Annotated in this window: 16 protein-coding genes; 5 read left to right on the top strand and 11 right to left on the bottom strand. The window is 67.9% G+C overall.

The features are described from left to right. Positions 1 to 54 precede the first annotated feature (54 nt). The 4 genes from ACLQ7T_RS09755 to ACLQ7T_RS09740 form a co-directional block, all read right to left on the bottom strand. Complete coding sequence (locus ACLQ7T_RS09755) at positions 55 to 2,016, bottom strand: sialate O-acetylesterase (RefSeq protein ID WP_420479260.1); 1,962 nt, start codon at positions 2,014 to 2,016, stop codon at positions 55 to 57. 18 nt (positions 2,017 to 2,034) lie between these two features. Then, positions 2,035 to 4,962 (bottom strand): TIM-barrel domain-containing protein, encoded by a 2,928-nt coding sequence (locus ACLQ7T_RS09750; protein WP_420479259.1) that lies wholly within the window; start codon positions 4,960 to 4,962, stop codon positions 2,035 to 2,037. Between the two features lie 25 nt (positions 4,963 to 4,987). Beyond that, entirely contained in the window at positions 4,988 to 6,655 is a 1,668-nt protein-coding gene (locus ACLQ7T_RS09745) for a DUF5597 domain-containing protein (protein WP_420479258.1), read from the bottom strand. A 68-nt stretch (positions 6,656 to 6,723) separates the two neighbouring features. Further along, positions 6,724 to 9,663 (bottom strand): TonB-dependent receptor, encoded by a 2,940-nt coding sequence (locus ACLQ7T_RS09740; protein ID WP_420479257.1) that lies wholly within the window; start codon positions 9,661 to 9,663, stop codon positions 6,724 to 6,726. Between the two features lie 225 nt (positions 9,664 to 9,888). Between ACLQ7T_RS09740 and ACLQ7T_RS09735 the strand changes: the two genes are divergently transcribed. Together ACLQ7T_RS09735 and ACLQ7T_RS09730 are read left to right on the top strand one after the other, a co-directional pair. Then, a complete protein-coding gene (locus ACLQ7T_RS09735; RefSeq protein WP_420479256.1) occupies positions 9,889 to 11,415 on the top strand; it encodes a tryptophan halogenase family protein in 1,527 nt (508 codons plus the stop codon). Then, positions 11,412 to 12,923: a tryptophan halogenase family protein gene (locus tag ACLQ7T_RS09730; RefSeq protein ID WP_420479255.1), complete on the top strand. Its 1,512-nt coding sequence runs from the start codon at positions 11,412 to 11,414 to the stop codon at positions 12,921 to 12,923. The genes ACLQ7T_RS09735 and ACLQ7T_RS09730 overlap by 4 nt, the downstream gene beginning before the upstream one ends. 6 nt (positions 12,924 to 12,929) lie before the next feature. Here the strand turns inward: ACLQ7T_RS09730 and ACLQ7T_RS09725 are convergent, their stop codons facing one another. Beyond that, a complete protein-coding gene (locus ACLQ7T_RS09725; RefSeq protein WP_420479254.1) occupies positions 12,930 to 14,504 on the bottom strand; it encodes a sodium/sugar symporter in 1,575 nt (524 codons plus the stop codon). A 117-nt stretch (positions 14,505 to 14,621) separates the two neighbouring features. Between ACLQ7T_RS09725 and ACLQ7T_RS09720 the strand changes: the two genes are divergently transcribed. From ACLQ7T_RS09720 to ACLQ7T_RS09710, 3 genes are all read left to right on the top strand, one after another. After that, positions 14,622 to 15,392, top strand: coding sequence for an IclR family transcriptional regulator (locus tag ACLQ7T_RS09720; RefSeq protein WP_420479253.1), 771 nt, complete (start codon positions 14,622 to 14,624; stop codon positions 15,390 to 15,392). Between the two features lie 108 nt (positions 15,393 to 15,500). After that, the gene (locus tag ACLQ7T_RS09715) at positions 15,501 to 16,247 is read left to right on the top strand and encodes an SDR family NAD(P)-dependent oxidoreductase (RefSeq protein ID WP_420479252.1); all 747 of its coding nucleotides are present in this window, start codon (positions 15,501 to 15,503) and stop codon (positions 16,245 to 16,247) included. Positions 16,248 to 16,252: 5 nt separating this feature from the next. After that, positions 16,253 to 18,037 carry an IlvD/Edd family dehydratase gene (locus tag ACLQ7T_RS09710; RefSeq protein WP_420479251.1) on the top strand — a complete coding sequence of 595 codons (1,785 nt, stop codon included), beginning with the start codon at positions 16,253 to 16,255 and terminating at the stop codon, positions 18,035 to 18,037. A 24-nt stretch (positions 18,038 to 18,061) separates the two neighbouring features. Here ACLQ7T_RS09710 and ACLQ7T_RS09705 read toward each other — a convergent pair whose 3' ends face one another. From ACLQ7T_RS09705 to ACLQ7T_RS09680, 6 genes are all read right to left on the bottom strand, one after another. Continuing rightward, positions 18,062 to 18,907, bottom strand: coding sequence for an aldose 1-epimerase (locus ACLQ7T_RS09705; protein WP_420479250.1), 846 nt, complete (start codon positions 18,905 to 18,907; stop codon positions 18,062 to 18,064). Beyond that, positions 18,904 to 19,731: an SMP-30/gluconolactonase/LRE family protein gene (locus ACLQ7T_RS09700; RefSeq protein ID WP_420479249.1), complete on the bottom strand. Its 828-nt coding sequence runs from the start codon at positions 19,729 to 19,731 to the stop codon at positions 18,904 to 18,906. The genes ACLQ7T_RS09705 and ACLQ7T_RS09700 overlap by 4 nt, the downstream gene beginning before the upstream one ends. A gap of 40 nt (positions 19,732 to 19,771) precedes the next feature. Then, positions 19,772 to 21,214 carry an aldehyde dehydrogenase family protein gene (locus ACLQ7T_RS09695; protein WP_420479248.1) on the bottom strand — a complete coding sequence of 481 codons (1,443 nt, stop codon included), beginning with the start codon at positions 21,212 to 21,214 and terminating at the stop codon, positions 19,772 to 19,774. A gap of 107 nt (positions 21,215 to 21,321) precedes the next feature. Continuing rightward, positions 21,322 to 22,749 (bottom strand): sugar porter family MFS transporter, encoded by a 1,428-nt coding sequence (locus ACLQ7T_RS09690; RefSeq protein WP_420479247.1) that lies wholly within the window; start codon positions 22,747 to 22,749, stop codon positions 21,322 to 21,324. 51 nt (positions 22,750 to 22,800) lie between these two features. Further along, positions 22,801 to 23,559 carry a D-xylose 1-dehydrogenase gene (gene xylB, locus ACLQ7T_RS09685; RefSeq protein ID WP_420479246.1) on the bottom strand — a complete coding sequence of 253 codons (759 nt, stop codon included), beginning with the start codon at positions 23,557 to 23,559 and terminating at the stop codon, positions 22,801 to 22,803. Then, the gene (locus ACLQ7T_RS09680; protein WP_420479270.1) at positions 23,556 to 24,704 is read right to left on the bottom strand and encodes a fumarylacetoacetate hydrolase family protein; all 1,149 of its coding nucleotides are present in this window, start codon (positions 24,702 to 24,704) and stop codon (positions 23,556 to 23,558) included. Before ACLQ7T_RS09680 ends, xylB begins: the two co-directional genes overlap by 4 nt. Positions 24,705 to 24,755 lie beyond the last annotated feature (51 nt).

Genomic DNA, 24,755 nt, shown 5'->3' with positions numbered 1-24,755 from the left:
AAAGGGCCGGACGGGATCTCTCCCGCCCGGCCCTGAACCTGCGCCGTTGTCTGTCTAAGAGACCGGCAGCTCGAACGGGACGGCCGGCAGATTGTCCGGGCCGTACAGGTTGCAGACCGGGCTGTCGGCCCAGCAGAAGCGGACGAAGGCCGCCTGAGGCGCGGTCAGCCAAACCGTCGCGCCCTGCACCGTTCCCGGCGTGAAGCGGCAGGTCTTGTCCTGATCGCAGACCTCGAAGCCGATGGCGTCATCGGCGCTCAGCGTCACCAGTCCCGTGCCCGCATGGGCGAAGTCGATGCGGATGCGGTCGCCCTCGCGTACGGCGCTGACCGGCGAGGGCGAACGGGCGACGGTCGTGTCCCCGGCCAGACGCCGGGCCTCCAGCGACAGGCGGCGGCCGACCTCGCGCTTGTTGGTCGGGTGAATGTCGTAGCGGTCCCCGATATCGATGGCGACAGCGATGCCCGCGCGCGGATCCGCCTCGACCACCTGGCGCTGGACGTCCCGAAGCTCGGCCCAGCTCGACGCATGGGGCTCACTCCAGGCCGGTCCGAAATTGGCCAGCTGCACCACGAGGAAGGGCGCGTCAGGGGCTTCGAAGCGGGCGCGCCAGTCGGCCATCAGCCCGGTCAGCAGACGCGTGTAGCCGACCGGGTCGCCCACGTTCGACTCGCCCTGATACCAGGCGAAGCCGGTCAGGGCGTAGGGCCCCAGCCCCGCGATCATGCCGTTGTAGAGGGTCGTGGTGCCGCTGCCCCCGATCCACGGCGCCCGGGGCGGTCCGGGCAGGGTGCTCATGGCCGCCGACGTGTGGAAACGCCACGGTTCGGCCAGGGAGACGGTCGAGCCGTCCGCCAGTTCGATCCGCTTGTCTTCGGCCGGTCCCCACATGCCGCCGCCGCCGCCCAGATCGAGCACGCCGACCGCGATCAGGTTGCGGCCGGGCCTGAGCAGGCCGGCCGGGATCACATAGTCGCGCGGCGTATCCCAGCCCTGCATCCCGCCCAGCCGATGGCCGTTGACGAAGACGACGTCCATGTCATCGATCGGCCCCAGCACGATGTGCGCGTCCCCCCGGGCCTGCGCCCGGGTCAGCTGCACGGAGGTCCGGTACCAGCCGGTGCCGTCGTAGTTGCCCAGCACCGGGCCGTCGGTTTCCCAGAAGCCCGCCGGCTTCGCCAGCGTCCATCCGCTGTCGTCGAAGCGCGCGTCGGTCCAGGGGATGGTCTCCTTGAGCCCCGGCTCGTTCTCGCGCCACCATTGCTCGGACACCCGGTCCCAGAAGGCGACGCCCGATTCCGGCGAGGCCGCGTGGGCCGCCAGGATCTGCAGGGCCTCGTCATAGTCGCCGGCCCGGCGCAGGGCGGCTTCACTGAGCCAGTCCTCGATGATCGAGCCGCCCCAGGAGGCGGAGATAAGTCCGATCGGGACCTGCTGGGTGCGGCGCAGTTCCTGCCCCATGAAATAGCAGGCGGCGCCGAAATTCGGTGTGCTGGCGGGACCGGACAGGCGCCAGACGCTGTCCGCCGGCAAGGCGGTCTCGTCCACGCGGGACAGGTTGCGGCGACCGACGAGGAGCAGGCGCATCTGCGGATCGGCGGAGTTGGCGACCTCGGTCTCGGCGTTGGTGACCTGACGCAGGCCGAACTCCATGTTCGACTGGCCCGAGCACAGCCAGACGTCGCCGATCAGGATGTCCGTCAGGGTCTGGGTCTGATCGCCCGACTGCGCGGTCAGGACATAGGGGCCGCCCGCGGCCGGAGGGGTGACGTCCGCCCGCCAGCGACCATCGGCGCCGACGGTGGTCCGGACCGACTGCTCGCCGAGGGTGACCGACACGGTGGCGCCAGGCCGGGCGCGACCCCAGACCGGTACGGGCCCGCCGCGCTGCAGGACCGCATGGTCCTGGAACACGTCGGCCATCAGCGGCGCGGACGCCGGGGTCTGGGCTTGGGCCTGGGCGGCTCCGGCCGCCAGCAGAAGGCCGAGGGCCAGCGATCCGGAACGAAATCCCATTGTCTTGCCCCTCAAGGATTAGCGACGGCGGACCTGAACGGCGGCGCCGGTGTACTCGACCACCTGCGCATTGGCCGCATCCCAGTCCAGCGCCGAACGGGTGGCGCCGTTGACGAAGCGGACGCGGAAGGTGCGGCCGGCCGGCATGCCCGGATAGGAACCTTCACGCGCGCCGATGGTCAGCACGCCCGACCGCTGGTCCCAACGCAGCGGGATGCGCGAGAACTCGCCCCGCTCATAGCCGTAGGTCGTGCCCGCATCGTCATAGAGATCGAAGCTGCCGTCCGCGCCCTGATAGACCGTCAGGGTGATAGGGCCGTCCAGCTTTTCAGCCGTGTACTGCACCTGCGGACCGGTCGGCAGGATCGAGCCGGCGCGGACATAGACCGGGATGCGGTCCAGCGGCGCGTCGACGGTGACCTCGCGGCCGCCGCTCTGCCTGCGACCGCTGTACAGGTCGTACCAGTCGGCGCCGGCCGGGAAATAGACCTTGCGGCTGCGCGCCCGGTACTCATGCACCGGCGCGACCATCAGCGACGGGCCGAGCAGGTACTGGTCATTGATGTCCAGCACCTTGCGGTCGTCGGCGAAGTCCATGGCCAGGCCGCGCATGATGGTGGCGTCCCGATGCCAGGTGTCGCCCGCCAGGGTGTAGATGTAGGGCATCAGGCGGTAGCGCAGGCGCATCTGGTCGCCGAAGGCGGCGTACAGATCGGTGCCCGGTTCGGCCAGGTTGTAGACCTCGCGCAGCGGGAACTCGCCGTGCGAGCGGAAGATCGGCGAGAAGGCGCCGAACTGGAACCAGCGCAGGTTCAGCTCCTCCCACTCGGCCTTGTTCTCGGGCGTCATACCCGCCGGGTTCGAGTAGCGCGCCTCGACCGCGAAGCCGCCGATGTCGTGCGTCCAGTTGGGCAGGCCCGACAGGCCCGCATTGACGCCGGCCGAAACCTGTTCGCGCAGGTCGTCCCAGCGCGCGACCACATCGCCCGACCACAGGGTCGAGCCGGTGCGCTGCAGACCGCCCCAGGCCGAGCGGGTCAGGATGTAGGTGCGGGTGTCCGGCTGTTCGGCGCGGAAGCGTTGATACACGCCCTCTGCGTTCATCAGCGGATAGGAGTTGAACACCAGCGCGCCCGGACCGGCCGCCGTCGGCCCCATACGCAGGGTGCGCTCGGGGATGTCGAGGTTGGAGTGCATGTCCGGCTCGACCGAATCCAGCCACCAGCCGTCAAAGCCCATGCCCTTGAAGCTGTCCGACATCTGACGCCAGTACAGGTCGCGCGCAGCGGGCAGGTAGGCGTCATAGAAGCTGTTGGCGTAGCCCGGTCCAACCCAGTCCTGCGCCCCCATGTCGACGTTGCGCGTGTACATGCCGCCGATCGCCTCAAGCTCCTTGTAGTGCTCGGTCGTCGGATAGAATTTCGGCCAGACCGAGATGATGATGTTGGCGTTCATGTCGTGAACGTCGCGCACCATCTGCGTCGGATCGGGGAAGCGGGCGCTGTCGAACTGGTGCGAGCCCCAGGCGTTTTCCGGCCAGTAGAACCAGTCCTGCACCACATTATCGATCGGCAGGCCCAGCTCGCGATAGCGACGGACAGTGTCCACCACCTCGGCCTGGGTGTTGTAGCGCTGACGGCTCTGCCAGAAGCCGTAGGCCCAGCGCGGCAGCATGACCGCCTTGCCGGTCAGGCCGCGATAGCCCGCCTGCACCTCGTCCAGGTTTTCACCGCGGATGAAATAGTAATCGAGGTCGGTCCCGGCCTGCGACCAGAGCGACAGGGCCTGCTGGTCCTGCTCGGCCTGCGGGTCGAGGTGGCGCAGGGCGATGTAGCCGTCTCCCGGGATCCATTCGACCTTGATCGACACCTGACGATTGGCCGGAAGCTCGACCTCGAAATCGTGGAACCACGGGTTCCAGTTCTGGCGCCAGCGGTCGATGCGCAGTTCCCCGTCGATCCAGACGCGGGCGTAGTTGGACGAATAGAGCTTGAACTTGTGCACGCCCGCATGCGGGGTCTCGATGGTGCCTTCCCAGGTGACGCGGACGCCCTCCTGCCCCGAGCGCCCCATATCGCCGACCTGAACCGGCTGGGCGGGCTGGGCCTTGAAGCCTTCGGGCCAGCGCTGCTGGTCACGGATGAACTCGTAGTTCACCTCATGCTCCTGCCGCTGGACCTTCAGCTCGTCGTCCTGGAAATAGCTGGCCGTCAGACCGCCGAACCGTCCCGTGGCGTCGCGCAGGATCAGGCGCTGGTCCAGCATGCCGTACTCGCGCGGATCGCCGAAACGGGTGATCGAGTTGTTGTCCCACAACAGGCCGTAGCCGCCGGTCGAGGCGACGAAGGGAATGCCGACGTCGATGTTGTGCTGGGCCAGTTCGACGTCATGGCCGCGATAGTTGGCGACGCCCTGCTGATGCTGGCCCAGGCCGTAGAAGGCGTCGTCGGCGCCCGGTTCGAACACCTGACGGACGGTGTTGTAGCGATGGGAGCCGGTCTGGTCCTCAATGGTGACCGGGGCGATCTCACGACCGTTCACCCGCTCGGCGAGGATCACCTCGCCCGACGGATCGAGGAAACGCACGGCGCCGGTGGCGAGCGTGACCTCGGCCGTGACCTCGGCCGCCTTGACCAGCACGACCTCGGCGCCCTGCTCGACGGTGAAACCCGTGGTCTGCGGGGTGGCCGTGACCATCAGGCTGGCCGGGGCCTCGAAGCTATCGTCCGGCGACGCCGTGACCCGGATGGTGCGCGGGCCATAGACCTGAAGCCGCACCGCCCTCGCCTCGCCGCTCGACGGGATCACGATCACCCCGTCCGGCAGGCGCTGCACGCGGTCGCTCGACACCGCCTGGAGCATCGGCGAGGCGACCGCCGCGACCGGCGCTCCCGCGGCCAGAACCAGCGCCATGGCGGCGGACTTGAGGAGACGGGCATGGGTCATGGCGATCACTCGTGTCGTCGTTCAGTCAGTAGGTGGCGGTGATCACGCGCAGCAGACGCGGGCGATCGGTGAAATTCAGGCCGTAGTCGGTCTGGTCGCCGTTCCAGATGCGCTCGAACACCCAGTTCTGGCGCGCATCGAAATGACCTTCCTCGATGCGCAGGACCATGCGGCGCTTGCCGTCGGTCGAGGGCTTGGCGGCGAAGTCGACGCGGGCGCGGTAGCCGGCGACAATGAACTCGCCCGGCGCGATCTCGGCGAAGACGGCGCCGCCGTTGGGCGTTTCCGTCCCCGGCACATCCTCCAGCGGCCCCAGCCAGGTCCAGTCGGGCTGGCCGAACTGCCAGCGGCGATAGCCGACGGTGGCGGTCCAGTCGCCCAGATCCACGATCTGCGAGGACCGGTCGTCCGGCTCGGACACGCCGCGCACCTTGCCCTCCCAGGCAAGCCGGGCCCAGACCCGTTGCCACGGGGCGACGACCCGGTAGACGTCGCGCAACGGCGTCAGCGTCTCTTCCGTGACCTCCTGCGCGCCGAGCGGATAGTTGGCGTAGCCGGTGTAGTCGATGCCGAAGGGCGAGTAGCCGATGCCCCCGCGCCCCAGAACCGAGAACAGGAAGCGCGGGTACTGGACGTCATTGCCGGTCTCGGCGACGAACAGGGCGTTGTCGGGCCGGCCATAGCGGTCGAGATGCGCCTCATAGGTGCGCGACGGGCGGTCGTAGATGTCGGGCGACAGGAAGTCGATGGCGGGCGCGGCGGCCTGCCAGACCTCGATCACGTTCCAGGTCGGCCCACCCGAGGCGTAGCTGTCGGCAGCCTGATGCTCAATGGGATTGCGCAGGGCGGCGTTGACGTACATCGGCAGCGGGTAGACGGCCTTGCCCGCAGCCGCGATCTCGCCGACGTAGGCGCCGATCGCCCAGGCGTGGAAGAACTCGTCAGCGTCGGTCCCGAACACCTCGGCCCAGGTTCCGGGGGCCTTGCCCAACCGGCTCAGCAGGGCCTGTGGCACCGGACCGTTGAACAGGGCCTGCGCTTCCGGGCCGTAGTCCCGGACCGAACCGTAGGTGCCGGTCTCGTTCTCGGGCTGCACCATGATGACGGTGTGCCGGTCGCCGTCGATGCGACGCAGGTGGGTCATCAGGGCGACGAAGGCGCGCTTGTCCGCCTCCAGCGTGGCGCGGGAATGCGGCGACATCGCATAGGAGGCCGTGCCGTCCTGGCGCGTCAGCAGAGGGAAGCGCTCCGGATTCAGCTTGACCCAGGCCGGCGCATATTTCGGCGCCGTGTTCTTCCAGGTCGCGAACCACAACAGGACCAGACGCACGTCATGGCGGCGCGCCTCGGCCACGACGTGGTCGACGAAGCTGAAGTCGAACTGGCCCTCGACCGGTTCGATCTGCTCCCAGCCGATCGGCACCTGCACAGTATTGGCGCCGACATAGGCGACCGCCGGCCAGGCCTCGGCCAGCGGCGCGGGATAGTTGGAGGAGTTGTTGACCTGCGCGCCCAGGATGGTGAACGGCGCGCCGTCCACGATCAGGGCGTGCCGGCCATCCTGATGCAACACATGGGGGATCGAGGCGTCACCCCGTCCGTTCGTCCGGGCCTGGGCGGCCGCGCCCAGGGTGAGCGCGAGAAGTCCCGCGACAAGGGCCAGCGCACGCGGCCGGGCGTTTACAAAACTCACCCAGGTCTCTCCGGTCTACCAGTCGAAGGGAGGAGAGAGGGCCGCGAGGCCCCCTCTCGCAAGTCCCCCTAGAAGGCGGCGCGCAGGACGATCGCGACGCGACGATCCGTGTCCACCCAGTTGTAGGGCGGCTTGCGGGTCTCGTTACCCACCTTCAGCACGGTGCGTTCATTCAGGATATTGGTCGACTGCAGGCCGATCTTCAGGTCATCGGTGATGTTGTAGAAGATCGAACCGTCCAGCTGGCCGTAGTCGCTGGCCCAGACCGGGGCGTTGACGTTCGCCGCCGAGGTGGTCAGCAGGTACTCCTCGCGCCAGTTGTAGGCCAGGCGGGCCGAGATGCCGTAGCGCTCGTACAGCAGGGCCGCGTTGTAGCTGGTGCGCGACATGCCCTCGAGCGGCAGCGGATCACCCGACGCCGTGTTCTGCGCCGGATCCAGGATGTTCTGGCTGGTGTTCCGACCGCCGTTGCTGTCGATGAAGGTGAAGTTGCCCTGCACCCCGAAGCCGCCCATCCAGCCCGGCAGGAAGTCGAAGAACTGCTGGTAGGCCAGCTCGAACCCGTCGACCGTGCCCTCGTCCCCGTTGATGTAACGGGTCATCAGGAAGTCGTAGGTGACGCCGCCGTTGGTATACGACTGGGTCTCCGTACCGGTGAAGATGTAGTCCTCGATGTCCTTGTGGAAGACGGCCAGCGTGAGGCTGCCGGTCGGGGCGAAATACCACTCCAGACTCACGTCGTAGTTGGTCGCCTTGATGGGATCGAGGGCCGGGTTGCCGCCGACGCCGGTGAAGGGCGCGACGCTGTCCAGGGTGTAGCCGTCAGCCTGGAAGTTGATCGACAGGTTGGTGAACGGCTGCAGTTGGTACATCTCCGGCCGCACCATGGCGCGCGACACGGCGAAGCGGGCCTGCAGATTATCCGCCAGGAAGACCCGAAGGTTCAGGCTGGGCAGGATGTCCGTGTAGCTGTGATCCACATTGGCCCCGTCCAGCGAACCGCCCGTCGAGAAGGCCACGGCGCGGTTGAACTGGGTGCAGTCCGCCGCCGGATTTCCGACGGGCGGGCAGGCGCCCGAAATCACCGGCAGGGTGGTGATGGTGTTGGTCTGGGTGTTGGTGCGGACAATGCGGACGCCGACGTTGCCGTCGAACCGGCGGCCGAACATCGACTCATCCCCACCGAAGCGGGCGTAGATGTAGCCGGCCTGGGTCTTCTCGGTCAGCTCGGTGATGCCGCCGTTGCCGCCGCCCAGACGGTAGCTTTCGTAGTCGTCCGACAGCGGGGTCCAGCCCCAGCCCGAGCTCTGGGTGTTGCGCAGGATGTCGTAGGCGTGCGCCGTACCGCCGCTGACCAGGGCTGCGGTCGGGAACCACGCCACGCCCGGAACCGGCGCATCGCCACGGAAGAAGTTGGTGAAGGAGAACAGTTCGGACGCGCCCGGAAGACGCGGGTCGGCCGTGCCGCCGGGGTAGCCGGTATCGTCCAGATAGACCACCGCGCCGCCGCCGTTGCCCCAGTACTGGTTCGACAGCAGCCCCCAGTTATAGCCGGTCTGACGGTTGATGTAGTTCTTCTCGGTGCCGCGAACGCCCATCGCGACCGACTTCCAGAAGCCGTCCTGATCGTCGAAGGTGTAGGTGGCGTCGAGGCGGCCGGCCAGTTCGTCGGCCTCATTGTCCTCGATATGGTCCATCGCCGCCGCCCACCAGTAGGTGGACTGATCGGTCGGCGTGCCCCCCGTCGAGGTGACCGTCGGCAGATCTCCGCCGATCGAGATGGTCAGGTCCGGACGGTTCTCCAGCTGGGTGAAGGCCGTCATCGAGTAGATTTCGGCGGTGGACTTCACATACTGCAGGTCGCCGCTGACCGACCAGAGCGAATCCGGCGTGTACTGGAACCCGATCGAGACGTCGCCGGTCCGCTTGGTGTCGTCCCCGACGCGGGTGTCGGTGTTGTAGTTGGCCTGGTAGACCGTGCCGCCGATGAAGACGTCGTCGTCGTTGTAGCGATAGGTCGAGTTCGGCGAGAGCACGCTCTCGGTGCCCAGCGCGCGCTCGATGTTGTAGGCGTCGGCCTGCGAGCCGAGGGCCTGGAAGGTGAACAGCAGGTCCGCGTTCGGGCGCCACTGCGCCGCCAGCGCGACCGCGGTGCGCTCCTGCTCCCAGTCGATGGTGCGCCAGCCCAGATATTTCGGCACATAGACGGTATCGCCGGCCACGCGTCCGTCGGAGGCGTTGCCCGGGTCGAGGACCACCGGATCATAGCGGTCGACCGAGATCGAATCCGTCCGGTTGCCGACGTTCGAGACACTGACGTTGGCCAGCAGGCCGATCTCGCCGATGCCGGTGTCCCAGCGGTTCGAACCGATGATGCTGCCCGACCAGAAGCCGCGCTCGGACAGGTCGCCGTAGTTCCAGTCGGTGTTGACCGCCAGCAGGTGGCCGCGATTGTCGAAGGGCACGCGGGTGCGCAGGTTGATCGTGCCGGCGATGCCGCCCTCGATCATGTTGGCCGCCACGTTCTTGTAGACGTCCACGCCGGCCAGAAGGTCGGCCGACACGTCCTCGAAGCTCAGGCCCCGGCCGCTGGAGGCCGAGAAGATGTCGCGCCCGTTGGTCTCCGACCGGACCCAGGACAGGCCGCGCACGAAGACGCCGCCGCCTTCAGCCGCCAGACGGGCGGGGTCGCGGGCGGCGTTGGTGCGCTGGAGGGTGACCCCCGACACGCGTTGCAGGGCCTCGGAGACCGACCGGTCCGGAAGCGCGCCGATGTCGACGGCGGTGATCGAATCAACGATGACCTCGGCGTCCTGCTTGATGGTCTGGGCGCTCCGGAGCTGGGCGCGAATGCCGGTGACCACGACCTCGTCGAGCTGCGACGTGTCCTCGTCAGGATCCTGGGGCGCGGTCTGCGCCATGGCGGTCAGCGGCGTCAGCGCCACAAGACTGAACAGAGACGCGCCGCACAGCAGGGCCGCGCGCCCATTACGCTTGATGTGGGACAAGGTTGTCGTCCTTCCTGCATGCGCCAGCCGCTTTAGCGGTCTTGAGCGCGGTCCTCCCCGAGACGGATCGGGAGTCGAGACATCCCGCCGTCATTTCAAGGATGCACGGACTTTCACGCGTTGAAAAGTAAATTCTGTTAGCGCTACCATTTCTGCGGCTTGCGCGACGGCGCCGCTATGGCGTTCAGTAGCTCCGGAGCCGGCGTCAGATCGGCCGGAGGATATATGGGCGACACTGATCCCCGCATCGCGAGCATTCTCATCGTCGGCGGGGGGACCGCCGGCTGGATGACCGCCGCGGCTCTGTCCCGGGCCTTCAGCGCCCTGCCCGAACCCGCACGTCCCGTCATACAACTGGTCGAGTCCGACGCCATCGGCACGGTCGGCGTCGGTGAGGCCACCATCCCGCCGATCCGCCAGTTCAACCGCTCGATCGGCCTCGATGAAGCGGACTTCATGGCCAGCACCGGGGCGACGCCCAAGCTGGGCATCGCCTTCGAGGGCTGGATGGGGAACGGCTCGCGCTATTTCCACGGCTTCGGCGACCACGGCCCCGAGGTGCAGGGCCAGCCCTACCGTCAACATCTGTTCCGTTTGCAGGCCGCCGGCCGGTTGAACAGCCTGGAGCCGTGGTCCGTCCCGTCGGTAATGGCCGCCGCCGGACGGTTCGCGCGCCCGGAAGCCGATCCGCGCTCCATCCTGTCCGCCTATTCCTACGCCTATCATTTCGACGCCGGGCTGTTCGCAAGACGCCTGTCCACCCTGGCCCGGGCGGCGGGGGTGACACGGCTGGAGGGTCGGATCAGCGCCGTCGACACGGCGGAGGACCGGGTCCGGGCGGTGCGGCTTGAAGACGGCCGTCGGCTCGAAGCGGATCTGTTCATCGACTGCTCCGGCTTCCGCGGGCTTCTGATCGAGGGCGCCCTGAAGGCGGGCTATGAGGACTGGAGCCGCTGGCTGCCCTGTGACCGGGCCATCGCCCTGCCGACCCGCGCCGCGCGCCCGCCGGACCTCTGCACGACCGCTCGCGCCGCCTCCGCAGGCTGGTGCTGGCGCATTCCGCTGCAGCACCGCGTCGGCAACGGCTATGTCTATTCCAGCGCCTTCATCCAGGACGACGCCGCGCTCGACGAGCTTGTGGCGGGGCTGGAGGGCCCCGCGGAGGCCGAGCCCAACCGGCTGCGTTTCGTCACCGGTCGGCGGCGGGCGGCATGGAAGGGCAATGTCGTCGCCCTCGGCCTGGCCTCCGGCTTTCTGGAGCCGCTCGAGTCGACCAGCATCAACCTGATCCAGACCGGCATCGGCCGACTGCTGGAGTTGTTCCCGGACCGCGACTTCGATCCCGTCCTGATCGCCGAGTACAACCGGCGCACCGAGCTGGAATGGATCGGCGTGCGGGACTTCATCATCGTCCACTATCATCTGGCGGCCCGGCCCGACGGAGCCCTTTGGGCCTACTGCCGCGAGACCCCGCCGCCGGATAGCCTGGCGGAACGACTGGCCCTGTTCCGCGCCCGGGGCGAGATCGATCCGACGCACCATGACTCCTTCCGCGAGGCCAGCTGGACCTCGGTTCTGACGGGGCTCGGGGTCTGGCCGCGCAAGTCGGCGCCGCAGGTCTCGGGCCTCGACCTTGAGACGGTGGAAATGCAGGCGACCCGCGTGTCGGACCTCATCGCCCGGGCGACCGCCACCCTCCCCGACCGGCTCGAGTTCCTCCGTGGCGTCCAGATGAAGGCCGAGGCCCGATGAACCCGAAACCTGAACCGATCCGGAAAATCCTGATCGTCGGCGGCGGGACCGCCGGGTGGATGACCGCCGCCGCCCTGTCGCATGTCCTGCGCGGATCCGTGCAGGTCGAACTGGTCGAGTCCGAAGCCATCGGGACGGTGGGCGTGGGCGAGGCGACCATTCCGCCGATCCTGCTGTTCAACGCCCTGCTGGGGATCGACGAGAACGAGTTCCTCCGCGAAACCCAGGCGACCTTCAAACTGGGAATCCAGTTTGAAGACTGGTTCCGCAAGGGCGCCGCCTATTTCCATCCGTTCGGCCAGTACGGCTCCCGCGTCGACGCCGCGCCCTTCCATCAGTACTGGCTGAGGCTCAATGCGGCTGGGCTGGACGACGATCTGGACGCCTATTCCGCACCGGCGATGGCGGCGCGGCTGGGCCGGTTCGCCCGACCGCAGGGTGATCCCCGCTCGGTCAACGCGGCCATGGCCTACGCCTTCCATTTCGACGCCTCCCTTTACGCCCGCTATCTGCGCGGCCGCTCGGAGCGGGCCGGCGCGACCCGGCATGAGGGCCGGATCGCAGACGTCCGGCTCGCCGCCAACGGCGACATCGGATCCGTCATCCTGGAAGACGGACGCGTCCTGGAGGCGGACTTCTTCATCGACTGCTCGGGCTTCCGCGGCCTGCTGATCGAAGGGGCGTTGAAGACGGGCTATGAGGACTGGACCCATTGGCTGCCCTGCGACCGCGCCGTCGCCCTGCCCTGCGCCCGGGTCGAGGCGCCGGTCCCGTATACGCGCTCAACGGCGCTGGAGGCCGGATGGCGGTGGCGCATCCCGCTGCAGCACCGCACCGGCAACGGCTATGTCTACTGCAGCGACCACATCAGCGATGACGAGGCGGCCGCCCGGCTGCGCGGACTGGTTGATGGTGAAATTCTGGCCGAGCCCAACCTGCTGCGCTTCCGCACGGGGCGTCGCAAGAAGGCCTGGAACCGGAACTGCCTGGCGATCGGCCTGTCCTCCGGCTTCCTCGAGCCGCTCGAGTCGACCAGCATTCACCTGATCCAGACGGCGATCACCCGACTGCTGCTCAGCTTCCCGGACACAGGCTTCTCGCAGCCCGACATCGACAACTACAACCACCTGTCACAGCTGGAGTACGAGCGGGTCCGGGACTTCGTGGTGCTGCACTACAAGGCCACGTCGCGCACCGACACGCCGCTGTGGCGACAGGTCGGCGCCATGAACATTCCGGACAGCCTGCGACGGAAGATGGAGATGTTCCGCAGCCGGGGCCGGGTGTTCCGGTTCGAGGACGAGCTCTTCCAGGAAACCAGCTGGATCGCCGTGCTGCTGGGCCAGGGCGTCCGGCCCGAGCGGGCGGACCCGATCACCGAGGTCCTGCCGCTGGAGGTCACCCGGGAGCGGCTTCACCGGATGCGGGCGATGATCCGTGACGGGGTCGAGCGCATGCCCACCCACGACGCCTTCATCCGGGGCGCGGTGCAGGCCGCGCCCCGCTGACCGCCGTCACCACCAGATGGCGTAGACGGCGATCAGGAAGGCAATGACGCCGAGGGCCGCAAGGTTGAAGCCGGTCGTCGTCCTGTAGCTGACGCCGGCGAAGCTGATCGGCAGGGTCGTCTCCTTCTGGGGCGCGACGAACGACACCAGGATTGCGGCCAGCAGGGAGGCGATGAAGACCACGCCGACCCGGTTCATGAAGGGCATGGTGAAGGCCCCGGTCGACTGCAGCCACCAGAAGACGCCCGACAGCACCACCGACAGGATCGCTCCGGTCAGGGCGCCGGCCTGCGACGCCTTCGGCCAGAACATGCCCAGCATGAAGATCACGACGATGCCGGGCGTGAAGAAGCCGGTGAACTCCTGGATGTACTGGAAGCCCTGCTCGAACCCGCCCAGCAGCGGGCGCGCGGCGATGACGCCGATCACCATGGCGGCGACGGCCGCGATCCGCCCCACCAGGACCAGTTGCTTCTCGGACGCGCCCTTGTTGGCCTTGGCGTAGAGATCCAGGGTGAAGATGGTGGCGATGGAGTTGATCTTGGACGCCAGCGAAGCGACGACCGCAGCCATGAGGGCGGCGAAGACGATGCCCTTCAGCCCGATCGGCAGCAGGTTCATCATCGTCGGATAGGCCTGGTCCGGCTTGGGCAGGCCCGGAGCCAGAATGAGCGCCGCCATGCCCGGCAGCACCACGATCACCGGCATCAGCAGCTTCAGATAGGCGGCGAAGGCGATGCCCTTCTGCGCTTCCTGCACCGACCGGGCCGCCAGCGCCCGCTGGATGATGTACTGGTTGAAGCCCCAGTAGCTCAGATTCATGATCCACATGCCGCCGAGGATGACGGAAATGCCGGGCAGGTCCTTGAAGTAGGGGCTGTCGGGCGAGAGGATCATGTCGAACTTCTCGGGGAATTCGGTCGTCAGGCGACTGAAGCCGCCCAGCACGCCCGCGTCGCCGCCGATCTGACTGAGCGCGATGAAGCCGATGATCAGCCCGCCCGCGACCAGCAGGGTCACCTGGACGATGTCCGTGAGCGCCACGGCCTTCAGGCCGCCCCAGAGCTGGTAGGCCAGGGCGAAGACGCCGATGGCGACGATGGCCCACATCTGGTCCAGCCCCGTCACCGTGGTCACGGCGATGGAGCCCAGCCACAGGATCGAGGTCACGTTCACGAACACGTAGAGAACCAGCCAGAAGCCGGCCATGACGTTACGGATCGTCGTGCCGTACCGCTGCTCCAGGAACTGGGGCATGGTGTAGATGTTGTTGGCGAGGAAGATCGGCAGGAACCACTTGCCGACGATCAGCAGGGTCAGGGCCGCCATCCATTCATAGGAGGCGATAGCCAGGCCGATGAGATAGCCCGATCCCGACATGCCGATGATCTGCTCGGCCGAGATATTGGCCGCGATCAGAGAGGCGCCGATGGCCCACCACGGCAGATTTCGCGACGCCAGGAAATAGTCGGTGGAGTCCTTCTGGGCCCCGCCCTTGTCGCGCGAAACCCACTGGGCGAGGGCGAAGATGAAGACCGCGTAGATCGCGAGAAGGATCAGGTCGATGGGCGCCAGCGTCATGGTATCGTTTCCCCCGGCCGTCTTCGGCTCGAAGCCGGGACGCTAGGTCCAATTTTCACAATCGGCAATCGCTTTTACAGGTGATAAAGTATGACTTTGGCGTCCGAGGGAGATTCCATGCTGGACAGCGCTGACGACGACGGCCGCAAATACCGCGCCCCCGCGCTGGAGAAGGGCCTGGACGTTCTGGAACTCCTGTCCCAGCACGGCGCGCCGCTGACGCCGTCACAGATGTCAGCCCTGCTGGGCCGGTCGGTCAGCGAGCTGTTCCGCATGATCCAGGTGCTGGAGTTCCGGGGCTATATCGAGCCGACCGCCTCCGGCTATCGGCTGACCAACCGGCTGTTCACGCTCGGCATCGCCCACGGCCCGGCCAAGGATCTGGTCGAGGCCGCCCTGCCGCACATGCGCGAACTGGCCGAGGCGACCGTGCAGTCCTGCCATCTGGTCGTGCGCTCCGGGGACCAGATTGTCGTGGTCGCCCGGATCGAGGCGCCCGGCGATCTCGGCTACTCTGTTCGCATCGGCTACCGCCGCAAGGTGATCGAGGCCACCTCGGGCCTGCTGTTCTACGGCTTCGCCAGCGAGCGGACCCGCGCCCAGTTGCGGGAAAGCCTGACCGCGCGCCACGGCAGGAAGCAGGTGGCGGACTATGTCGCGGCGGCAGAGACCGCCGCGACCCTGGGACATGCCGAACGGCCCAGCGACTTCGTGAAAGGCGTCACCGACCTGGTCGCCCCGATCATCGGCGCCGAGGGCATTCTGGCGACGCTCATCACCCCCTACATCGAACGGACTCCCGCCGTCGGGTCCATGGCGGACGCCACCGAACAACTGCGTCGGGCGGCGGCGGCCATCTCGGGCGAGATGGGTCATTCTGCGACCTGACCCCGATGCGCCGTTGACGAACGCCCTCCCCGTCGTCATTTTTCACGCACAAAAATCAGGCCAAGAATAAAACCCTGGCCGATACCCCTTGCGGGACGCGGGAGCGAAATGGCGATCTATCCGGATCTTGAAGGCGCGACGGTTATCGTGACCGGCGGCGCGGGCGGAATCGGCGAGGCGATCACCCGCGCCTTCGTCGCCCAGGGCGCCAGGGTGGGGGTGCTGGATCTGGATGTCGCTCGCGGCGAGGCATTGGCCGAGGCCCTCTCTCCGGCGGTCGAGTTCGTGTCGTGCGATGTGACCGACATTGCCGGGTTGAAGGCGGCTATCGCCCGGGTCCGTGATCGCTTCGGTCCGATCGGCATCCTCATCAACAACGCCGCCCATGACGAACGTCACGCGACCCTTGAAGTCACGGAAGCGTACTGGGACGGCCGGATGGCCGTGAACCTGAAGCACCAGTTCTTCGCCTCCCAGGCCGTGCTTCCGGACATGATCGCCGCGAAGAAGGGCGCGATCGTGAACCTGGGCTCCTGCTCCTGGATCATCGGTCAAGGCGGCATGCCCGCCTATACGGCGTCCAAGTCCGCGGTGCTGGGTCTGACCCGGTCGCTGGCCCGGGACTTCGGCGAGCACGGGGTCCGGGTGAACGCGGTCGCTCCGGGCTGGATCATGACCGAACGCCAGCTCGAGCTCTGGGTGACGCCCGAGACCGAGAAGGAAATCTACGCCAACCAGTGCATCAAGCGTCCGCTGGTCCCCGACGATATCGCCCGCGTGGTGGTCTTCCTGTCCTCGGACGACGCCTCGGCGGTCACCAACCAACACTATGTCGTCGACGGCGGCTGGAACTGACTGACATGAAAAAGCCGCTTCGCTCACGCGCCTGGTTCAACAACCCGGACAACCCCGACATGACCGCGCTCTATCTGGAGCGCTATCTGAACTACGGCCTGACGCTGGAGGAGCTCCAGTCCGGCAAGCCGATCATCGGCATCGCCCAGACCGGCTCGGACCTGAGCCCCTGCAACCGGCACCACATCGAGCTGGCCAAGCGCGTCCGCGAAGGCATCCGCGAGGCGGGCGGCATCGTCATGGAATTCCCGGTTCACCCGATCCAGGAAACCGGCAAGCGCCCGACCGCCGGCCTGGACCGCAACCTGGCCTACATGGGTCTGGTCGACCTTCTGTACGGCTATCCGCTGGACGGCGTGGTCCTGACCATCGGCTGCGACAAGACCACGCCCGCCTGTCTGATGGCGGCGGCCACCGTCGACATCCCGGCCATCGCCCTGTCGGTCGGCCCGATGCTGAACGGCTGGCACAAGGGCCAGCGCACCGGCTCGGGCACCATCATCTGGCAGGCCCGGCAGATGATGGCCGCGGGCGAGCTGGACTACGACGGCTTCATCAAGCTGGTCGCGACCTCGGCGCCGTCGGTCGGATACTGCAACACCATGGGCACGGCCACGACGATGAACTCGCTGGCCGAGGCGCTGGGCATGTCCCTGCCCGGCTCGGCCGCCATCCCGGCGCCGTACCGCGAGCGGGGGCAGATGGCCTATGAGACCGGTCGCCGGATCGTCGACATGGTCCGCGAGGACCTGAAGCCCTCCGACATCCTGACCCGGGAGGCGTTCGAGAACGCCATCGTGATCAACTCGGCCATCGGCGGCTCGACCAACGCCCCGATCCACCTGACCGCCCTGGCCCGCCACGCCAGCGTCGATGTGCCCCTGCAGCGCTGGGAAGACCATGGCCACGACACGCCGCTGCTGGTGAACCTGCAGCCGGCCGGCGCCTATCTGGGCGAGGACTATCACCAGGCCGGCGGCGTCCCCGCCGTGGTCGCCGAGCTGATCAAGCACGGCAAGATCCACGAGAACGCCATGACCGTGAACGGCAGGACGATGGGCGAGAACTGCCGCGACGCCGAGATCGTCCTGCCCGATGTGATCCGCACCTTCGAGACCGCCCTGGTCAATGACGCCGGCTTCCTGGTCATCAGCGGGAACGTCTTCAACAGCGCCATCATGAAGACCAGCGTGATCTCCGCCGAGTTCCGCGACCGCTATCTGTCGAACCCGCAGGACCCGGACGCCTTCGAGGGACCGATCGTCGTCTTCGACGGACCGGAAGATTACCACCACCGCATCGACGACGAGGGCGAGGGCATCACGCCCGAGCACATCCTGATCATGCGCGGGGCGGGCCCCATCGGCTATCCGGGCGCGGCGGAGGTCGTGAACATGCGGCCGCCCGCCTATCTGATCAAACAGGGCGTCACCGCCCTGCCCTGCATCGGCGATGGTCGCCAGTCGGGCACCTCGGGTTCGCCGTCGATCCTGAACGCTTCGCCCGAGGCGGCGGCCGGCGGCAACATCGCCCTGCTGCAAACCGGCGACCGGATGCGGGTGGACCTGAAGACCCGCAAGGTCGACGTCCTCATCACCGGCGAGGAAATGGCCGCGCGTCGCGAGGCGTTCGAACGGGCCGGCGGCTACGCCTATCCTGAGTCCCAGACGCCCTGGCAGGAGTTCCAGCGCGGCATGGTCGGCCAGCTGGAGACCGGCGCGGTGCTGGAGCCGGCGGTGAAGTACCACCGGATCGTCGACAAGTTCGGTCTGCCCCGCGACAACCACTGAGGGGAAGGCTGATCCCCCGGGGGGTCAGCCGACCGTGATCTTCATTTCCATCGACAGGGCGGCGCCGGGCGCGAGGACGGCCCAGCCGCTGGCCTCGTCAGCCGGGGCATGGGCCGCGTCGGGGCGGTGCGTGACCGGCTCGATGCAACAGAAGTCGGCGCCGGGCGCGTAGATGTGCCGCCAGCCGGCGTTGGCCGAGGCGGTCACGGTCGTCGTCCGGTCGCCGTCGGTCAGCACCGCGGGGCCGCTGCCGACGTAGGCGTGATCCACGAACGGCGCGTCGGCCACGCGGGGACCGGCCGCCCAGTCCTGCACCGCCGATACGGGCAACAGGCTCGTCGGCACCTCGTCCTCACCTCCGCCCCAGACCTGTGAGGCCTTGAAGGTCAGCCGTGTGTCGGGGCTCACCGGGAAGTAGGGATGCAGGCCGAGCCCGGCGGGCATGGCGGAATCGGACAGATTGGTCATCGACAGGGCCACATGCAGCCCTTCGCCGGTCAGGCTGAAGACCTGACGGGCCTCATAGGCCCAGGGCCAGCCGTCGGGCTGATGACGGTGCAGCAGGGTTACAGAGGTCTCGTTCTGCGCCTCAACCGACCAGGCGCTCATCCAGCCGTCGCCATGCAGGGCATGGGGGGCGAAGGCGGGCAGGACCGGCAGATCGATCCCGCGCCCCTGGAACGTGAACCGTCCTCCGGCGATCCGGTTGGCCCAGGGCGTCAGCGGGAAGCAGGCCGCCTCCAGCACATCCGTCGAGCCGTCCGGCATCCGCCGCAGGACGTCGACCCCGTCACGGGTCAGGGCGCTGACAGCCCCGCCGATCTCGGGCCTCAGGATCAGGCTCCAGCCCCCGCGACGGAGTTCGATCACAGCCTCACCCGCGCCTGCGGCAGGCCGGGTCTTTCCACGCGCAGCGCATAGAGACCGCCGAGGGTCGGCTGTTCGGTCCGCTTGTCCGCATTGCCCAGCCAGGCCGTGGTGCAGAACAGGGTCCTGAGGTCGTCCCCGCCGAACGCCGCCTTGGTCACGGTCTGCACCGGCAGCTCGATCTTCTCCAGCGGCGCGCCGTCGGGCGCGAAGCGGGCCACGCCCCAGCCGTTGAACAGCCCGACGTGCAATACGCCGTCCGCGTCCATGCTCGGGCCGTCGGCATAGCCGTCGACGGTTCTGGCGAAGAGCCGCTTGTTGGCCAGTTCACCGTCCGAGTGGTCGAAGGCGTAGATGCATTTCTCGGTCGTATCGTGGTGATAGAGGACCGTGCCATCGGGGTTCAGCGCGGGGCCGTTGGTGACCCGGTGACCGTCGTCGTGTCGGGTCAGTTGACCATCCCGCCAACGATACAGGGCGCCCGAGACGGTCTCCTCACTGTCGTCCATCGTGCCGAACCACAGCGTCCCGTCGGGAGCGACGAAGCCGTCGTTGATGCGGTTCTGCGGCCGGTCTTCCTCCACGCGGGCGATCAGGGTGAAGTCGCCCGTTTCCGAATCGAACCGGTGCAGGCCGCCGCGCACGCCGCAGATCAGCGAGCCGTCCTCGGCCGGCAGGGCGAAGCCGATCTGCTCCGGCGCGTCCCAGCTGTCCCGGGCGCCGTCGTCAACGCCGTAGCGGTGCAGACGACGGCCCTTGATATCGACGAACCAGACGCAGCGACGACGGTCGTCCCAGACAGGCCCCTCGCCCAGTTCAGCCTGCAAATCCCACAGGAGGACCGGTTCCGTTCCGATCTCCATGGGATCAGCCCGCGCTGTAGCTGGTCTTGATCGAGGTGAAGAACTCCGCCGCGGCGAAGCCCTGTTCGCGCGCGCCATAGCTGGACGACTTCGTCCCGCCGAACGGCACATGGTAGTCGACGCCCGCGGTCGGCAGGTTGACCATGGTCATCCCGGCCTTCGCCCGGCGCTGGAAGTCACGCGCGTGCTTCAGCGAGCTGGTGACGATGCCCGCCGACAGGCCGAACTCGACGCCGTTGGCGATCTCAAGCGCCTCTTCATAGCTCTTCACGCGGATGGTCGAGGCGACCGGTCCGAAGACCTCCTCATTGTTGATCCGCATGTCGGCGACCGTGTCCGCGATGAGGGTCGGCTGGACGTACCAGCCCGGCTTCTCCATCTGCAGACGGTCGCCGCCGGTGACGATCCGGGCGCCCTCGCCACGCGCGACCTCGACGTATTTGTACGAGGTCTCCATCTGGGCCTCGCTGACCGCCGGCCCCATCTGGCTGTTCGGGTCCAGCGCGTCGCCGACGCGCAGGGCGGCGACCTTCTCGGCGAGCAGGGCGACGAATTTGTCATGGATGCCGTCCTGCACGATCAGACGGCTGGAAGCCGTGCAGCGCTGGCCGGTGGCGAAGAACGAGCCGTCCAGGGCGATGTTCACCGCCCGCTCCAGATCGGCGTCGTCCAGAACGATCAGCGGGTTCTTGCCGCCCATCTCCAGCTGGACGCGGGCCTGGCGCCTGACCGCGCCCGCGGCCACGCCCGCGCCGACGCCCTGGGAGCCGGTGAAGGAGACGCCCGCGACGTCCTTGTGATCGACAATGGCCTGACCGACGCCGCCGCGCCCGATGACCATGTTCAGCACGCCCTTGGGCAGACCCGCCTCATGCAGGATGGCGACCAGGGCCTCGGCGGTGGCCGGGGTGGGGCCGGCGGGCTTCAGCACCACCGTATTGCCGAACGCCAGCGCGGGCGCGGCCTTCCACGCCGGGATGGCGATGGGGAAGTTCCAGGGCGTGATCAGACCATAGACGCCGACGGGCTGGCGATAGGTCTGGACCTCCACGCCAGGGCGGGTCGAGGCCAGGTTCTGGCCGTGCAGGCGCAGGGCCTCGCCGGCGAAATATTTCAGGATGCGGGCGGCGCGGGCGGTTTCGCCGATGCCCTCCGGCAGGGTCTTGCCCTCTTCCCGCGACAGCAGGCGGCCGACCTCTTCCTTGCGTTCCATCAGCAGGTTGGAGGCCTTGTCGAGCACGTCCGAGCGCGCTTCGGGCGAGGCTTCCGACCACGACGGGAAGGCAGCCTTGGCCGCGGCCACGGCGTCATCGACATCGGCCGCCGTACCGTCCGGCGTACGGGCCACGACCTCGCGCGTGTCCGAGGGGTTGGTGCTCTCGGCCGGGCGATCGCCCCCGACGCGCTCGCCGTTGATCCAGTGCGAAAGCTCGAGGGTGTCGGTCATGGGAGGCATTCCTTGGAGAAGTCAGTCGTACAGATCGAAGCCCGACGGGCGACGCTTCAGATAGGCATCCGAAGCGCCGCCCGCCGTACTCCGTTCGGGGAGAAGCGTCAGCCGGTCATCTCTTCCAGCTCCTTGCCCTTGGTCTCCTTGATGAAGGAGCGGACGAGGAAGATGCTGATCACGGCGGCGATGGTGTAGAGGGCGTAGGTGCCGACCAGACCGATGCCCTCGGCCATACCGGGGAAGCTCTGCACGACCAGATAGTTCGCGCCCCACTGGGCCAGACCGCAGACGGCCAGGGCCGAGCCGCGCATCTGGTTGGGGAACATCTCGCCCAGCATGACCCACATGACCGGGCCCCAGCTGAAGTTGAAGAAGATGACGTAGAGGTTGGCGGCGACCAGGGCGGTGAGGCCGGCCGTGGCGCCCAGGGTCAGGTTGCCCGCCGCATCCGTGCCCGCGCCGCTGAAGGCCCAGGTCATGGCGCCTAGGGTCAGGGCCATGCCGACCGAACCGATGAGCAGCAGCGGCTTGCGGCCGATCCTGTCGATCACGGCGAGGGCCAGCAGCACCGCCCCGATGGAGACCGCGCCGGAGATGATGTTCCGCTCCAGCGCCACTTCCTCGGACACCCCGGCCAGACGCCACAGGGTCTCGCCGTAGTAGAAGATGATGTTGATGCCGACGAACTGCTGGAAGGTGGCCAGGATCAGACCGGCCCAGACGATCGGGCGGAAGCCGAACTTGCCGGCGATGTCGCGGAAGCTGGGCTTGTGGCCGACGTTGAAGCTGGCGCGGATCTCGCCGATCTTGCGCTCGGCCGCCTCGGCGCCGAACAGGCGGGTCAGGACGGCGCGGGCGGCCTCGTCCTTGCCCTTCATGACCAGATAGCGCGGGCTTTCCGGGATCAGGAACAGGGCCAGCAGGAAGACCGCGGCGGGCGCGGCCTGGGCCAGGTACATCCAGCGCCAGGCGGTCGTCCCGGCGATCTCACCGAGGCTGCTGCCGGCGTTCTGGGCCAGGAAGTAGTTCACCAGGAAGGCGGCGGTCAGGCCGCTGATGATCATCACCTGTTGCACGGTGCTCATGCGGCCCCGGATCTTCGCCGGGGCGACTTCCGAGATGTAGAGCGGCGACAGAACGCTGGCCGCGCCGACGGCCATGCCGCCCGCGAAGCGCGCGGCGACGAAGATCGCGTGCACATCGGTGACGCCCTGGATCAGGGCGCCGAACAGGAAGAGCAGCGCCGACACGATCATCACGGTGCGGCGACCGACAAGGTCCGCCAGTCGGCCGGCGAAGAAGGCGCCGAACGCGCAGCCGATCAGCAGCGAGCCGACGGTGAAGCCCAGACCGTTGGCGTCCAGGTTGAACTGCGCCTGCAGGCCCGCCTGGGTGCCGTTCACGGCCCCCGAGTCGTAGCCGAACAGAAGCCCGCCGATCGTGGCGACGGCCACGATGGCGATGATGAAGCCGATGTTGACGCGGTCGTCGCCCGCGATGTCAGGGCCTGAGCCCCCCGTCGGTCCTGCCATTCTCAATCCTCCTCGATGGGGCTCTTGCGGCCCCTGATTTTCACAGTCGGTCTAGCGCCAGCCGGCGTCCACGAAATACTCATGTCCCGTGATGAAGCGGGCGTCGTCCGACGCCAGGAACATCGCCAGGGCGGCCACGTCGCGCGGCTCGATCCGCCCCTTCAGGCATTGCGCCGCCACGATCTCCGCCTCCCCTTCCGGGGTGTACCATTTCATCTGGCGCGGGGTCTTCACATTGCCCGGGACGATGCAGGCGACGCGCACGCCGTCGACGCCCAGTTCGCGCGCCAGCGCCCGCGTCATCCCCTCGATCCCGGCCTTCGCGGTCTCGTAGAGCGACAGGTCCGGCAGGCCCAGATGCCAGCTGATCGAGCCGAGGTTCAAGACCACGCCCTGCCCCGCCGCCCGCATGGCCGGAGCCACCGACTGGGTGGCGAAATAGAGGTGACGCAGGTTCACCGCGATCCGGTCTTCCCAATAGGCCGGCGTGACCTCGGCCAGCGCGTGACGGTCGTCATTGGCGGCATTGTTGACCAGGACCTCGATCGGCCCGTGAGCCCTGGCGATTTCCGCCAGACAGGCCTGCAGGGCCGCGACGTCGGTGAGGTTGCAGTGATGGAAGACCGGCGCGGGCGACAGGTCGGCCAGAGACGTCTCCAGCGCTTTCGAGTCGTCCACGGCGATGTCCAGGAACACCACCCGGGCGCCCTGTCGGGCGAAGCCTTCGGTCACGGCCGCACCGATGCCGGAGCCGCCGCCGGTGACCACCACCAGCCGCCCCTTCAGCGACGGATAGATCGCTGCACTCATACGCTCGCCCCCAGCAGGCCGCGCTGCGCCAGGTTGCGCATCAGGGCCGAAACTCCAAACACCCACGGCGACGCCTTGTCCGACGTGGTCACACTGTTCTCCAGCACCCCCAGTTTCGGCGACGACACGCGAACGCGGTCGCCGACCTTGTGCGTAAAGCCCAGCCCCGGCGCGCCGCGGTCATCGACGGGCGCGAACATGGTGCCGAGATACAGGGCGAAGCCGTCCGGATACTGGTGGCTGGGGCCCGCCGCCTGACGCACCAGCTCTTCCGGATCACGGCTGATCAGGGCCATGTTGCTGGTCCCGTCCATGACGAAGCCGTCGGCGCCGATGACCTCGAGCCGGACCTCGGCGTTGCGCACGTCCTCCATGCCGAAGGCGCCGTCAAACAGCCGGATGAACGGCCCGATGGCGGCGGAGGCGTTGTTGTCCTTGGCCTTGCCCAGCAGCAGGGCCGACCGCCCCTCGATGTCCCGCAGGTTCACGTCATTGCCGAGCGACGCCCCGACGGTCCGGCCCGCCGGATCGCAGACCAGCACCACCTCGGGCTCGGGATTGTTCCAGGCCGAGTCGGCGCGCACCCCGACCTCGGCGCCCCAGCCGACGGACGACAGGATCGGGGCCTTGGTGAAAATCTCCGCGTCCGGGCCGATGGCGACTTCCAGGTACTGGGACCACATGCCGTCCGCGATCAGGGCCGCCTTCAGCGCCTGCGCCTGCTCCGAGCCGGGCTGCACGGCCCTCAGGTCGCCGCCGATGCGACGGCCCAGATCGGCGCGGATGCCCTCGGCGGCGGCCGAGTCGCCCCGGGCCCGCTCCTCGATCACCCGTTCCATGGCCGAGACGGCGAAGGTCACCCCCGACGCCTTGATGCACTGCAGATCCACCGGCGACAGCAGTTCGACCTCCCCGCCGCTCCAGGCGGTGCGGAAATCCATGTCGGCGACAGGCCCCAGATCCACGCCCTCGACCGAGGCGGCGTCCGGGCGGGCGAGGAGATCAGCCATGGTGGGGGCGGTCAGGCTGACGTCGATCAGACGGCCCTCGCGGACAAGAACGGGCGAAGGTCCGTCCCCGGTCTGCACACGCCCCGCCAGCACCGCTTCGGGCCAGTCGGCCGGAAGGTGATCCAGTATCCGCAACGCTTCCCCCTCGCGCCCCATACGTGCAGGACGTCAAATGTTAGCGCTAAC

Source organism: Brevundimonas sediminis, from assembly GCF_048799765.1.
GTDB lineage: Bacteria > Pseudomonadota > Alphaproteobacteria > Caulobacterales > Caulobacteraceae > Brevundimonas.
This window is presented reverse-complemented; position numbering and strand designations above follow the sequence as displayed.

Excerpts from the sequence above, each read along its gene's own strand:
- ACLQ7T_RS09755 (WP_420479260.1), bottom strand. The coding sequence starts at position 2,016 with ATGGGATTTCGTTCCGGATCGCTGGCCCTCGGCCTTCTGCTGGCGGCC.
- ACLQ7T_RS09750 (WP_420479259.1), bottom strand. The coding sequence starts at position 4,962 with ATGACCCATGCCCGTCTCCTCAAGTCCGCCGCCATGGCGCTGGTTCTG.
- ACLQ7T_RS09735 (WP_420479256.1), top strand. The coding sequence starts at position 9,889 with ATGGGCGACACTGATCCCCGCATCGCGAGCATTCTCATCGTCGGCGGG.
- ACLQ7T_RS09730 (WP_420479255.1), top strand. The coding sequence starts at position 11,412 with ATGAACCCGAAACCTGAACCGATCCGGAAAATCCTGATCGTCGGCGGC.
- ACLQ7T_RS09725 (WP_420479254.1), bottom strand. The coding sequence starts at position 14,504 with ATGACGCTGGCGCCCATCGACCTGATCCTTCTCGCGATCTACGCGGTC.
- ACLQ7T_RS09720 (WP_420479253.1), top strand. The coding sequence starts at position 14,622 with ATGCTGGACAGCGCTGACGACGACGGCCGCAAATACCGCGCCCCCGCG.
- ACLQ7T_RS09715 (WP_420479252.1), top strand. The coding sequence starts at position 15,501 with ATGGCGATCTATCCGGATCTTGAAGGCGCGACGGTTATCGTGACCGGC.
- ACLQ7T_RS09710 (WP_420479251.1), top strand. The coding sequence starts at position 16,253 with ATGAAAAAGCCGCTTCGCTCACGCGCCTGGTTCAACAACCCGGACAAC.
- ACLQ7T_RS09695 (WP_420479248.1), bottom strand. The coding sequence starts at position 21,214 with ATGACCGACACCCTCGAGCTTTCGCACTGGATCAACGGCGAGCGCGTC.
- ACLQ7T_RS09690 (WP_420479247.1), bottom strand. The coding sequence starts at position 22,749 with ATGGCAGGACCGACGGGGGGCTCAGGCCCTGACATCGCGGGCGACGAC.
- xylB (WP_420479246.1), bottom strand. The coding sequence starts at position 23,559 with ATGAGTGCAGCGATCTATCCGTCGCTGAAGGGGCGGCTGGTGGTGGTC.